9 protein-coding genes and 3 rRNA genes are annotated in these 13,223 nt (G+C 65.1%); 7 read left to right on the top strand and 5 right to left on the bottom strand.

Features of this window, described 5'->3' with window-relative positions; translation table 11 throughout:
* The first annotated feature begins 82 nt into the window (after positions 1–82).
* From pstS to ACQP10_RS32490, 5 genes are all read left to right on the top strand, one after another.
* Entirely contained in the window at positions 83–1,192 is a 1,110-nt protein-coding gene (gene pstS / locus ACQP10_RS32470; protein ID WP_346019084.1) for a phosphate ABC transporter substrate-binding protein PstS, read from the top strand.
* A 4-nt stretch (positions 1,193–1,196) separates the two neighbouring features.
* Complete coding sequence (gene pstC, locus ACQP10_RS32475; RefSeq protein ID WP_346019083.1) at positions 1,197–2,177, top strand: phosphate ABC transporter permease subunit PstC; 981 nt, start codon at positions 1,197–1,199, stop codon at positions 2,175–2,177.
* Complete coding sequence (gene pstA, locus ACQP10_RS32480; RefSeq protein WP_399500293.1) at positions 2,174–3,055, top strand: phosphate ABC transporter permease PstA; 882 nt, start codon at positions 2,174–2,176, stop codon at positions 3,053–3,055. Before pstC ends, pstA begins: the two co-directional genes overlap by 4 nt.
* A 14-nt stretch (positions 3,056–3,069) precedes the next feature.
* Positions 3,070–3,846, top strand: a complete 777-nt coding sequence (pstB, locus tag ACQP10_RS32485) for a phosphate ABC transporter ATP-binding protein PstB (RefSeq protein WP_346019081.1) — start codon at positions 3,070–3,072, stop codon at positions 3,844–3,846.
* A 67-nt stretch (positions 3,847–3,913) separates the two neighbouring features.
* Entirely contained in the window at positions 3,914–4,657 is a 744-nt protein-coding gene (locus ACQP10_RS32490; RefSeq protein WP_433540281.1) for a response regulator transcription factor, read from the top strand.
* A gap of 160 nt (positions 4,658–4,817) precedes the next feature.
* Here ACQP10_RS32490 and ACQP10_RS32495 read toward each other — a convergent pair whose 3' ends face one another.
* On the bottom strand, positions 4,818–5,705 hold the full coding sequence (locus tag ACQP10_RS32495; RefSeq protein WP_346019079.1) for a phenylalanine 4-monooxygenase: 888 nt from the start codon (positions 5,703–5,705) through the stop codon (positions 4,818–4,820).
* A 119-nt stretch (positions 5,706–5,824) separates the two neighbouring features.
* On the opposite strand from ACQP10_RS32495, the gene ACQP10_RS32500 reads away from it, so the two are divergent.
* Entirely contained in the window at positions 5,825–6,313 is a 489-nt protein-coding gene (locus ACQP10_RS32500; RefSeq protein ID WP_179825235.1) for an Lrp/AsnC family transcriptional regulator, read from the top strand.
* Positions 6,314–6,415: 102 nt separating this feature from the next.
* On the opposite strand, the gene rrf is transcribed toward ACQP10_RS32500, so the two are convergent.
* The 3 genes from rrf to ACQP10_RS32515 form a co-directional block, all read right to left on the bottom strand.
* Positions 6,416–6,532, bottom strand: a 5S ribosomal RNA gene (rrf, locus tag ACQP10_RS32505).
* A 108-nt stretch (positions 6,533–6,640) separates the two neighbouring features.
* Positions 6,641–9,766, bottom strand: a 23S ribosomal RNA gene (locus ACQP10_RS32510).
* Positions 9,767–10,189: 423 nt separating this feature from the next.
* A 16S ribosomal RNA gene (locus ACQP10_RS32515) occupies positions 10,190–11,707 on the bottom strand.
* Together the 16S, 23S and 5S rRNA genes form the textbook arrangement of a ribosomal RNA operon.
* A gap of 646 nt (positions 11,708–12,353) precedes the next feature.
* Here ACQP10_RS32515 and ACQP10_RS32520 point away from each other — a divergent pair.
* Positions 12,354–12,758, top strand: a complete 405-nt coding sequence (locus tag ACQP10_RS32520) for a hypothetical protein (protein WP_346019078.1) — start codon at positions 12,354–12,356, stop codon at positions 12,756–12,758.
* Positions 12,759–12,796: 38 nt separating this feature from the next.
* Here ACQP10_RS32520 and ACQP10_RS32525 read toward each other — a convergent pair whose 3' ends face one another.
* Complete coding sequence (locus tag ACQP10_RS32525; RefSeq protein WP_179826395.1) at positions 12,797–13,216, bottom strand: PH domain-containing protein; 420 nt, start codon at positions 13,214–13,216, stop codon at positions 12,797–12,799.
* Positions 13,217–13,223: the final 7 nt, after the last annotated feature.

A 13,223-nucleotide genomic window follows, 5' to 3' on the forward strand; every position in this document is an offset into this window, starting at 1 on the left:
GTTCACCTTCACACGGGTTTCGAGTCATCTTGCCTCCCTACCTTCCTTGAGTGTTGAAGGACTTAGTGGGAGGAACCCAACCGTGAAGTATGCAGGCCGGCTCGCCGCGGTCACCCTCGTCGGCGCGCTCTCGCTCGCTGCGTGCGGCACCGATGACAACAGCACCGGCAGCGGCACCTCCAGCGCCGCGGCTCCCTCCGCCGGGTCGGACGCCGGTCTCAGCGGCACGATCAACGCCGCGGGCTCGTCGGCGCAGGCCAACGCCATCGACGAGTGGAAGAAGAACTTCCAGCAGGCCAACTCCGGCGTCAGCCTCAACTACCAGCCGAGCGGCTCCGGCGCCGGCGTGCAGGCGTTCATCCAGGGCACGGTCGCCTTCGCCGGCTCCGACTCCGCCCTCAAGGACGACAAGGGCGAGCCCGCCCAGGCCGACGCCCGCTGCAAGACCGGCAAGGCCATCAACCTGCCGATGGTGACCGGCCCGGTGGCCGTCGTCTACAACCTTCCGGGCGTCGAGGGCCTCCAGCTCTCCCCCAAGACCCTCGCGGGGATCTTCAACAGCAAGATCACCAAGTGGGACGACGCCGCGATCAAGGCCGACAACCCGGACGCCAAGCTCCCCTCGACCCCGATCCAGGCGTTCCACCGCTCGGACGAGTCGGGCACCAGCGACAACTTCACCAAGTTCCTCGCCAAGACGGCCGGCTGGCCGTACGAGCCCGCCAAGGCGTGGCCGGCCGAGGCCAAGGGGCAGGGCGCCAACGGCTCCGACGGCATCGCGCAGGCCGTCAAGGGCGCCGAGGGCGCGATCAGCTACGTCGAGCTCTCCTACGCGGAGAACTCCAGCCTGACCAAGGCCAAGGTCGCCAACGGCTCCGGCGAGTTCGTCGAGCTGACCCCCGAGAGCGCCGCCAAGACGGTCGAGGCCGCCGAGGTCGTCGGCCAGGGCAACGACCTCAAGCTGGACATCGACTACGCCACCAAGGCCGCCGGCGCCTACCCGATCGTCCTGGTGACCTACGAGATCACCTGCGAGAAGGGCCTGCCCGCCGAGGACGCCAAGCTCGTCAAGTCCTTCCTGACCTACACCGCCAGCGACGAGGGCCAGCAGGCCCTGACCGGCCTGGGCTACGCCCCGCTGCCCGCGTCGCTGCTCACCAAGGTCCGGACCGCCGTCGAGGCGATCTCCTAGGCTCATGGCGGCTACAGTCCACACCCGCGACGGCGGATCGGCCCTGGGCCGGTCCGCCTCGCGGCGCAGCCGGGGTGAGACCCCCTTCCGCTATGCCTCCACAGGCGCCGGAATCCTCCTGCTGGCGATCATGGCGGCCATCGCCGTCTTCCTCGTCGTCGAGGCGATTCCCGCCCTGCGGGCCAACACCGGCGGCTTCTTCACCACCCAGACGTGGGAGCCGAACGCGACCCGGCCCAGCTTCGGCATCGCCGCCCTGGCCTTCGGCACCGTCTTCAGCGCGCTCCTCGCGCTGATCATGGCGGTGCCGGTGGCCGTGGGCGTGGCGCTCTTCATCTCCCACTACGCCCCCCGCCGCCTGGCCGGCGTCCTGGGATACGTCGTCGACCTGCTCGCCGCCGTCCCCAGCGTCGTCTACGGCCTGTGGGGCATCACGTTCCTCGCCCCCTTCATGGTCGGCCCCTCGAACTTCCTCCACGACCACCTGGGCTTCATCCCGCTGTTCGGCGGCGACATCGTCGCGGGCCGCTCGGTGCTGACCGCGTCGCTCGTGCTCGCCGTCATGATCCTGCCGATCATCGCGGCGATCTCCCGCGAGGTGTTCCTCCAGGTCCCCCGGGCGCACGAGGAGGCGGCCCTGGCCCTCGGCGCGACCCGCTGGGAAGTGATCAGGATGGCGGTCCTGCCGTACGGACGTCCCGGCGTCATCAGCGCGGCCATGCTCGGCCTCGGCCGGGCCATGGGCGAGACGATCGCGGTCGCGCTCATCTTCCAGGCGACGTTCGACATCAGCTTCCGGATCCTCACCCCCCAGGGCAACAGCATCGCCGCCAACATCGCCAACAGGTTCGGCGAGGCCACCCAGACCGGCCGCGGCGCGCTGATCGCCTCGGGCCTGGTGCTGTTCGTCATCACCCTGCTGGTGAACATGGGCGCCCGCCTCATCGTCGCCCGCCGCAAGGAGTTCTCCGGAGCCGCCGCGTGACCACGCACACCATCCGGCGCGTCTCGGCCGCCCGGCGCCTCAAGGACCGGCTGGTGCAGACCCTGGTCTACCTGGCGTTCGCCATCGCCGTCATCCCGCTGATCTCCGTCCTCTGGCTGGTGATCAAGAACGGCCTCGCCCGGTTCGACCTCGACTTCCTGACCCACTCGATGCGCGGCATCGGCGCCCGGGACGTCGGGGGCGGCGCCTACCACGCCGTCCTCGGCACCCTGGAGCAGGTCCTCCTCGCCTCGCTGATCTCCGTCCCCATCGGCCTGCTCACCGCGATCTACCTGGTGGAGTACGGCCGCGGCGGCCGGCTGAGCCGGGCGATCAGCTTCTTCGTGGACGTCATGACCGGCATCCCCTCGGTGGTCGCCGGCCTGTTCGTCCTGGCCTTCTGGGTCCTGGCCCTGGGCATGCCGTTCTCCGGCTTCGCCGGCGCGCTCGCCCTGTCGATCCTGATGATGCCGACCGTGGTCCGCTCCACCGAGGAGATGCTCCTGCTGGTCCCCAATGACCTGCGCGAGGCCTCCTACGCACTGGGCGTGCCCAAGTGGCGGACCATCGTCAAGGTCGTCCTGCCGACCGCCTTCACCGGCATCGTGACCGGCGTCATGCTCGCCATCGCCCGCGTGGCGGGAGAGACGGCCCCGCTCATGCTGACGGTCTTCTTCACCGACTCCATCAACTCCGACCCGTTCAGCGGGCCGCAGATGGGCCTGCCGCTCTATGTCTTCGACCAGGCGAGACGTCCGACGGACATCGCCGTCGACCGCGCGTGGACCGGAGCTCTCACGCTCATCCTGATCGTCATGCTGCTCAACCTGGTGGCGCGCCTCATCGCCTGGTGGCGTTCGCCGGCCAGGGGCCGATAGGAGGTAACCCGTAAATGAGCCAGCAGATCCAGGTCTCCGGCCTCGACGCCTACTACGGCAGGCACAAGGCCATCGAGGACATCTCGATGACCATCGAGCCCAACACGATCACCGCGTTCATCGGCCCCTCGGGCTGCGGGAAGTCGACCTTCCTGCGCACGCTGAACCGCATGCACGAGGTCATCCCCGGCGCGCGCGTGGAGGGCAAGGTCCTGCTCGACGGCGAGGACCTCTACGGCCCCGGCGTCGAGCCGGTCTCGGTGCGCCGGATGATCGGCATGGTCTTCCAGCGCCCCAACCCGTTCCCCACGATGTCCATCTACGAGAACGTGGCGGCCGGCCTCCGGCTCAACGGGAGGCGCTCCAAGTCCGAGGTCGACGGCATCGTCGAGACCTCCCTCAAGGGCGCCAACCTCTGGAACGAGGTCAAGGACCGCCTCGGCAAGCCCGGCGCCGGCCTGTCCGGCGGTCAGCAGCAGCGCCTGTGCATCGCCAGGGCCATCGCCGTACGACCCGAGGTCCTGCTGATGGACGAGCCCTGCTCCGCCCTGGACCCGATCTCCACCCTGGCGATCGAGGACCTGATGGCCGAGCTGAAGAGCAAGTTCACGATCATCATCGTGACGCACAACATGCAGCAGGCCGCCCGGGTGAGCGACCGCACCGCCTTCTTCAACCTCGCCGGGCAGGGGCAGCCGGGCCGCGTCATCGAGATGGACGAGACCTCCCGCATCTTCACCAACCCCTCCCAGAAGGCGACCGAGGACTACATCACCGGCCGCTTCGGGTGAACCGACCGCACCACCCGGGCGAGCCGGCCACGCCGTCCGGGTGAACCGACCGCATTGGAGGGACCGGGTGACCCAGCCGCAGACGGCACCCGAGGTGAACGGGGACTCCCGGACCGCGCCACTGCTGCTGGTGGCCGACCCGGAGACGTCTCTGGTCCAGGGGCTGGCCGACGCCCTCGAACGCGAGGGCGTCGAGGTCGCGGGAGTGACCGACGGCGCCCAGGCCCTGCTGCAGGCCGGCGCCCTCCAACCCGACGTCGTGCTCGTCAGCGCCTCGCTGCCGGTCATCGGGGCGGTGGAGTTCGTCCGTGCCGTACGGCTGGCACGGGCCGTCCCGGTACTGCTCGGCGTAGGCGAGGGGCACGCCGAGCAGGCCGTACAGGCGCTCGCCGCCGGAGCCACCGCGTGCGTGGCCCGGCCGTACCGGGTGCCGGAGCTCCTGCCCCTGGTGCAGGGCGCGTTCTCCGGCGAACCGGGAGGCCGCCGGACGCTCGTGGTCGGCCGGGTGGAGCTCGACGTGCACGCCTACCTGGTCAGGGTGGACGGCCGCGCCGTCCACCTGCCGCTGCGCGAGTTCGAGCTGCTGCACTACCTGATGCGCAACGCCCACCGTACGGTGACCCGCGAGCAGATCATGCGCCACGTCTGGAACTCCACCGAGACCACCTCGACCAACACGATCGCGGTCCACGTCAAGCGCCTGCGGGCCCGGCTCGGCGACACCGACGACCGGCTGATCCAGACGGTACGCGGGGTGGGCTACCGGCTCGTCGACAGAGCGGCCCAGGACCGGTCCGTCGGAACACCGTAGCGGCGGGCCGCGAACGGCCCCGGCCCGGCGCAGGACCGTCGAGGACGGCTCCCAGGCGGTCCCGAGCCTGGCCGGAGCGAGCAGAGGCGCGAATGCGAACGGCCGGACCGATCGGCGGGACCGGCCGCCGGCCGATCCGGCCGAATCGTGAGGTGACCGCTCAGCGGGCGCCGGCGATCAGCTTCGCGATGGAATCGTCGTCGCAGTCCGCCCAGAATCCGCCGACCACGTCCTCCAGGTGCTCCAGCGAGTCGGCCCGGAACAGCACATCCTGATATTTCGTGATGTCGTACTTGGTCGTTCCCATGGCGGCCAGGTCCAGCGGCCGGACGTCCATACCGCGGAACTCCTCGATCTCCCCGTAGGAGGACAGGATGCCCGCGCCGTACGCCCGCAGCTCGCCCTGGTCGGTCATGACACCGAACTCCAGCGTGAACCAGAAGACCTTGGAGACGAACTCCAGGGCCTCCTCGCTCTCGACCCGCCGCGCCGCGCCACCGGCCAGCCGGTAGAGCCGCGCGTACCGGTCGGAGGCCAGCGCGTTGGCGTGCCCGATCACCTCGTGGATCACGTCCGGTTCCGGTGTGTAGAGCGGCGTGGAGTGGTGCCGGATGTACTGCGTCGAATGGAAGAACCCGTCCGCCAGCACACCGTAGAAGTCCCGGAGCGGCACCAGCCCGGCCGCCGGGAGGTACCGGAACCCGGTCAGCGGCTCCAGCAGCTCACCGACCTCCTGCAACTGCGGAATGCGGTCGGCGGGCAGCCGGAGCCGCTCGACCGCGTCCAGATACTCCGCGGTCGCGTATTTGCGGTGCTTGACCGCCAGCTCCCTGCTCACCAGCGCCCACACCTCGTGCTCCTGCTCGGTGTAGCCGGCCGTCGGGATCGGCGCGCCGGGCACGTGGTTCACGGCGAGCGCGGCGATGGCGTTACGGCGGGCCCGGTAGACCGGGTCGGAGAAGCCGGGGTGGCTCTTGGCGAGCTCGACCTCGACCGTGCCGTCGTCACGGGTCGCCACCGGTGCGAAGTACTGTGCTTCCTCGAACATGCTGGAATGACAGCAATTACGCGAATCGTTGGCAAGAGCGAGCAGTTCCGATGGGCGTTTCGCGCACGAATGCGGGTTCAGGCCTGGTTTCGACTGTTCATATCGCCTAGCCTGAGGCGGTGCCGATCGACAGGCTGGACAGCCGCCTTCTGGTGACCATGCGCGCCCACCCCCGCGTCGGCCTCACCGAGCTCGCCCGTCTGCTCGGCGTGGCCCGCGGCACCGTCCAGGCCCGCCTCGACAAGCTCATCGCGCGGGGCGTCATCGCCGACTTCGGGCCCACTGTCACCCCCGAGGGCGCCGGCTACCCGATCCTCGCCTTCGTCTCCCTTCAGATCGCCCAGGGCCGTCTGGCGGAAGCCGTGCGGGCGCTCGAAGCGGTCCCCGAGATCCTGGAGGTGTACGGCACCAGCGGCCAGGCGGATCTGCTCTGCCGGGTGGTCGCTCGCAGTACGCCGGACCTACAGGAGATCATCGCCCGCATCCTGACCTCGCCGACGATCCAGCGCTCGGACACCACGATCGCCCTGTCCGTCCAGGTCCCGTACCGGATCGAGCCGCTGCTCGACGCGGCACCCGAGACGCCGAGCAGGCCGGGGCCCGAATAGGGACAGCGCGGGAAGCCGACACGGAACACGGGCATGGAAAGCGGGCACGCAAAAAAGCGGGGCCCCGGACGACGAACGTCCAGAGCCCCGCTTCGAAAGATTGTCCGGCGGCGACCTACTCTCCCACACCGTCCCCGGTGCAGTACCATCGGCGCTGAAGAGCTTAACTTCCGGGTTCGGAATGTAACCGGGTGTTTCCCCTTCGCCATAACCGCCGTAACACTATGAAACACACAAACACGCGCACCCAACCCGAAAACCAGTTCCGGGGGTGCAGACGGTGCCTGCTGCCTCAGAATCACACAGTGGACGCGAGCAAAACGCTTTATGGTCAAGTCCTCGGCCTATTAGTACCGGTCAGCTCCACACATTACTGCGCTTCCACCTCCGGCCTATCAACCCAATCGTCTATTGGGAGCCTTACCCCCTCACGGGGTGGGAGACCTCATCTCAAGGCAAGCTTCCCGCTTAGATGCTTTCAGCGGTTATCCCTCCCGAACGTAGCCAACCAGCCGTGCTCCTGGCGGAACAACTGGCACACCAGAGGTTCGTCCGTCCCGGTCCTCTCGTACTAGGGACAGCCCCTTTCAAGTCTCCTGCGCGCGCAGCGGATAGGGACCGAACTGTCTCGCGACGTTCTAAACCCAGCTCGCGTACCGCTTTAATGGGCGAACAGCCCAACCCTTGGGACCTACTCCAGCCCCAGGATGCGACGAGCCGACATCGAGGTGCCAAACCATCCCGTCGATATGGACTCTTGGGGAAGATCAGCCTGTTATCCCCGGGGTACCTTTTAGCCGTTGAGCGACGGCGCTTCCACATGCCACCGCCGGATCACTAGTCCCAGCTTTCGCTCCTGCTCGACCCGCCGGTCTCACAGTCAAGCTCCCTTGTGCACTTACACTCGACACCTGATTGCCAACCAGGCTGAGGGAACCTTTGGGCGCCTCCGTTACCCTTTAGGAGGCAACCGCCCCAGTTAAACTACCCACCAGACACTGTCCCTGATCCGGATCACGGACCCAAGTTAGACGTCCAAAACGACCAGAGTGGTATTTCACCAATGACTCCACCGGAACTAGCGTCCCAGCTTCACCGTCTCCCACCTATCCTACACAAACCGTTCCAAACGCCAATGTCAAGCTGTAGTGAAGGTCCCGGGGTCTTTCCGTCCTGCTGCGCGTAACGAGCATCTTTACTCGTAGTGCAATTTCGCCGGGTCTGCGGTTGAGACAGCGGGGAAGTCGTTACGCCATTCGTGCAGGTCGGAACTTACCCGACAAGGAATTTCGCTACCTTAGGATGGTTATAGTTACCACCGCCGTTTACTGGCGCTTAAGTTCTCACCTTCGCACACCCGAAGGCATGCTAAGCGGTCCCCTTAACGTTCCAGCACCGGGCAGGCGTCAGTCCGTATACATCGTCTTACGACTTCGCACGGACCTGTGTTTTTAGTAAACAGTCGCTTCCCCCTGGCCTCTGCGGCCCCCACCAGCTCCGAGTGCAAGACTCATCACCAGCGAAGGCCCCCCTTCTCCCGAAGTTACGGGGGCAATTTGCCGAGTTCCTTAACCGCAGTTCACCCGATCGCCTTGGTATTCTCTACCTGACCACCTGAGTCGGTTTCGGGTACGGGCCGCCATGACACTCACTAGAGGCTTTTCTCGGCAGCATAGGATCACCCACTTCGCCACAATCGGCTCGGCATCACGTCTCAGACCCATGAGAGGCGGATTTGCCTACCCCTCGTCCTACACGCTTACCCCAGGAACAACCATCGCCTGGGATGGGCTACCTTCCTGCGTCACCCCATCGCTTACCTACTACCAGATCAGGTCAGGCGTTCAGCCTCACCCCAGACCCGAAGGCCCGGAGGGCTTAAGGACCCTTAGTATCACTGGGTTCAGTATGGGCGCATCACAGCGGGTACGGGAATATCAACCCGTTGTCCATCGACTACGCCTGTCGGCCTCGCCTTAGGTCCCGACTTACCCTGGGCGGATTAGCCTGGCCCAGGAACCCTTGGTCATCCGGCGCAGAAGTTTCTCACTTCTGATTCGCTACTCATGCCTGCATTCTCACTCGCACGGCCTCCACAACTGGATCACTCCGCTGCTTCGCCGGCCGCACGACGCTCCCCTACCCATCCACACCCCTCGACAAAAGCCAGGGTTAATGTGTGAATGCCACGACTTCGGCGGTGTACTTGAGCCCCGCTACATTGTCGGCGCAGAATCACTTGACCAGTGAGCTATTACGCACTCTTTCAAGGGTGGCTGCTTCTAAGCCAACCTCCTGGTTGTCACTGCGACTCCACATCCTTTCCCACTTAGCACACGCTTAGGGGCCTTAGTCGGTGGTCTGGGCTGTTTCCCTCTCGACTACGGAGCTTATCCCCCGCAGTCTCACTGCCACGCTCTCACTTACCGGCATTCGGAGTTTGGCTGACGTCAGTAACCTTGTCGGGCCCATCGGCCATCCAGTGCTCTACCTCCGGCAAGAAACACGCGACGCTGCACCTAAATGCATTTCGGGGAGAACCAGCTATCACGGAGTTTGATTGGCCTTTCACCCCTAAACACAGGTCATCCCCCAGGTTTTCAACCCTGGTGGGTTCGGTCCTCCACGCGGTCTTACCCGCGCTTCAACCTGCCCATGCCTAGATCACTCCGCTTCGGGTCTGCAGCATGCGACTCAAACGCCCTATTCAGACTCGCTTTCGCTACGGCTACCCCACACGGGTTAACCTCGCCACACACCGCAACTCGCAGGCTCATTCTTCAAAAGGCACGCAGTCACATCACGAGCAGGGCGAACCCCACTCACGCTCCTACGGCTTGTAGGCACACGGTTTCAGGTACTATTTCACGACCCCTCACCGGGGCACTTTTCACCTTTCCCTCACGGTACTAGTGCACTATCGGTCATCAGGGAGTATTTAGGCTTACCAGGTGGTCCTGGCAGATTCACACAGGATTTCTCGGGCCCCGTGCTACTTGGGATCCCCTCCAGCAGTCGACAGGATTTCGCCTACCCGGCTCTCACGGTCTCCGGCGCCCCTTCCCAGAAGCTTCGGCTACCCCATCGATTTCTCACTGCTTACAGTCCCGGCAGAGACTGTCAGAAGGTCCCACAACCCCGAACACGCAACGCCCGCCGGCTTTAACACGCGCCCGGTTTAGCCTCTTCCGCTTTCGCTCACCACTACTCACGGAATCACTATTTGTTTTCTCTTCCTACGGGTACTGAGATGTTTCACTTCCCCGCGTTACCACCAACCGCCCTATACATTCAGGCGGAGGCAACACCACATGACTGGTGCTAGGTTTCCCCATTCGGACATCCCCGGATCAACGTCTGGTTGGCGACTCCCCGGGGCTTAACGCAGCCTCCCACGTCCTTCATCGGCTCCTGATGCCAAGGCATCCACCGTGTGCCCTAAAAAACTTGGCCACAAAGATGCTCGCGTCCACTATGCAAATCTCAAACAACACGCAGCGACCATCACGACCCCACCACCAGACACCCACACGAGCCGGAAGCCAACAGCTTCCACCTCATCCGAGCCGGTATGACAGGCGGACGGTCCCGCACGAAGAAAACCAAACCTCACCAGCTGCGCGGTCTCCCGCGCAGCGGCTGGTCCGTTTCCTCAGGACCCAACAGTGTGTTCACCCGGACCTCACCCCGACGACCCCGTTCCCACTCCCGTCCCCCCGAAGGGGGCAGGCGGTACTAGCGGCCCGGCGACCCGGTCCGACTGACTAGCCAGTGCTCCACTAATGAGCGCACCGTGCGCGAGACGTTCGCTCGCGGCCACGGCATGGACCGACCAGGCCACCCAGCGGGTGAACCGGATCAGCCGGTGCTCCTTAGAAAGGAGGTGATCCAGCCGCACCTTCCGGTACGGCTACCTTGTTACGACTTCGTCCCAATCGCCAGCCCCACCTTCGACCGCTCCCCCCCAAAGGGTTGGGCCACGGGCTTCGGGTGTTGCCGACTTTCGTGACGTGACGGGCGGTGTGTACAAGGCCCGGGAACGTATTCACCGCAGCGTTGCTGATCTGCGATTACTAGCGACTCCGACTTCATGGGGTCGAGTTGCAGACCCCAATCCGAACTGAGACCGGCTTTTAGGGATTCGCTCCACCTTGCGGTATCGCAACCCTCTGTACCGGCCATTGTAGCATGTTTGCAGCCCAAGACATAAGGGGCATGATGACTTGACGTCATCCCCACCTTCCTCCGAGTTGACCCCGGCAGTCCCCCATGAGTCCCCACCACCCCGAAGGGCGTGCTGGCAACATGGAGCAAGGGTTGCGCTCGTTGCGGGACTTAACCCAACATCTCACGACACGAGCTGACGACAGCCATGCACCACCTGTCACCCAGTCCGAAGAGGGCTCTGTCTCCAGAGCTTTCCGGGCGATGTCAAGCCTTGGTAAGGTTCTTCGCGTTGCGTCGAATTAAGCAACATGCTCCGCCGCTTGTGCGGGCCCCCGTCAATTCCTTTGAGTTTTAGCCTTGCGGCCGTACTCCCCAGGCGGGGCGCTTAATGCGTTAGCTACGGCGCGGAAACCGTGGAAGGCCCCCACACCTAGCGCCCAACGTTTACGGCGTGGACTACCAGGGTATCTAATCCTGTTCGCTCCCCACGCTTTCGCTCCTCAGCGTCAGGTAAGGCCCAGAGAACCGCCTTCGCCACCGGTGTTCCTCCTGATATCTGCGCATTTCACCGCTACACCAGGAATTCCGTTCTCCCCTGCCTACCTCTAGCCAGCCCGTATCGAATGCAGACCTGGAGTTAAGCCCCAAGCTTTCACATCCGACGCGACAAGCCACCTACGAGCTCTTTACGCCCAATAATTCCGGACAACGCTTGCGCCCTACGTATTACCGCGGCTGCTGGCACGTAGTTAGCCGGCGCTTCTTCTGCAGGTACACGTCAACTTCGTCCCTGCTGAAAGAGGTTTACAACCCGAAGGCCGTCATCCCCCACGCGGCGTCGCTGCGTCAGGCTTCCGCCCATTGCGCAATATTCCCCACTGCTGCCTCCCGTAGGAGTCTGGGCCGTGTCTCAGTCCCAGTGTGGCCGGTCGCCCTCTCAGGCCGGCTACCCGTCGTCGCCTTGGTAGGCCGTTACCCCACCAACAAGCTGATAGGCCGCGAGTCCATCCCCAACCGAAAAACTTTCCACACGCATCCCATGCGGAAGCGTGTCGTATCCGGTATTAGACCCAGTTTCCCGGGCTTATCCCAGAGTCAGGGGCAGGTTACTCACGTGTTACTCACCCGTTCGCCGCTCGAGTACCCCGAAGGGCCTTTCCGCTCGACTTGCATGTGTTAAGCACGCCGCCAGCGTTCGTCCTGAGCCAGGATCAAACTCTCCAAACAATGTCTACAGAGTTTCTCCCGGCTGAAAGCATCCCCGTCCCGGCAAAGGAGACGAGGTGCATCAACCAAAGGAATCCGTCCTCCCACCGAGGCGGGTGGGACGGGGTTGTGCATCATGCACTGGCTTTTAACACACTGTTGAGTTCTCAAGAAACGGACGCGTTCACCGTCGGTCCGGATCGTCGATCCGCCCTCCGGGGCATTCGTTTCGCGTCTCAATCTTAGCAGTTCCGCCTGGTTTGTGTCAAACTGTCGCTTTCGCGTCAGCCGACCGCACCTGCCGGATCCACAGCGGATCTCGACCGCCCCGTCTCCAGGGCAACCCCTCTAACTTACTCCAACATCCGGTTTGTGTCTAATCGTGCGGACACAACCGAAAGTCGGTTTCAGTGTGAGGGAGGTGCCGGGCATCTCGCTCACCCGGGACCTTGCGGCTCCTGGGGGCTCGTTGCCCTGCAGGAAGAACATTAGCAGGCCCCAGAGGCAACAAGGACAACTTGCCAACCATCCCCGAGGGTCGTGCGTCCCAAACGTGAGCGGCAGGACGCGGGCAGACGCAAGCGGGCGTCAAGCCGTCCGCAATCGCCGCTCGATATGACATAGGGACGAGGGTCAGGATCCTGACTCCACCATGGAGGTGAGCAGCATGGCCCGTTCGGAGTTCGACGACATCCGCGCGCACATCGACGCGGAGGCCGATCACCCCGAGGACCTCCTCATGGTCGCCAGATCCCTGTTGAGCGACCTTGAGGAGGTGCGAATGCGTGAGGCGTTGCTCCGGTCCCACTACCTGCGTCTGCTGACCGCGGCCCGGGCGACGGTGGCCGCCGAGGCGGCCGGCCATCCGCAGCCGCTCACGTTTCTCCGCGACGAGCTCGCCAAGAGGGGTCAGCTTCCCGCCACCGACGAGGAGGTGAATCAGATCCTGGCCGACGCGCACGCGGCGGCCGTGCTGCTGGCGGAGCTGGAGAAGTCCGCACCGGAGAGGGCCGGGAGCGGCGGGCCCCGTCTCCGCACGTGCATGGGCGTGAGCCGTACCCTCCGCCGCTGAGGCGCTCTCCGGCCGAGAGGGCCGGCGCCGCGCGGACCTCAGTGGCCGCTTCGCAGGGTGCACAGCCGGTCGGCGACCTCCTGGCAGGGCGCCCCCAGGTCGAACCGGCTCAGCAGGAAGATCCCGTCGCCGGTGTCGATCTCAAGGAACTCCGTACGTGAGGTGAGGCGGGTCCGTGTGTCCACCCGGATCCGCTCGACCGCGCTCCACGGCACCCGTTCGGAACCGGCGAACCCCCTCACCACGACGAGTCCGTGGCCGTCGGCGCTGAGCCGTACCGGGGCCAGGACGTCGCGCAGGGCGAGACCCGCGGCCACCAGGGTCGCGACGCCCGCCAGGATCATGCCGCGCGGATCCCCGAGGCTCAGCACGGTGAGCAGCGCGAAGCCGAGGGCCGCGACGGTTTTCAGGACCGCGAGCTCCCTGCGTACCCGCCAGCGCAGGATCGGTCCGGACATGTCATCC

The sequence above is a fragment of the Streptosporangium sandarakinum genome (assembly GCF_050942225.1).
GTDB classification, from domain to species: domain Bacteria; phylum Actinomycetota; class Actinomycetes; order Streptosporangiales; family Streptosporangiaceae; genus Streptosporangium; species Streptosporangium nondiastaticum.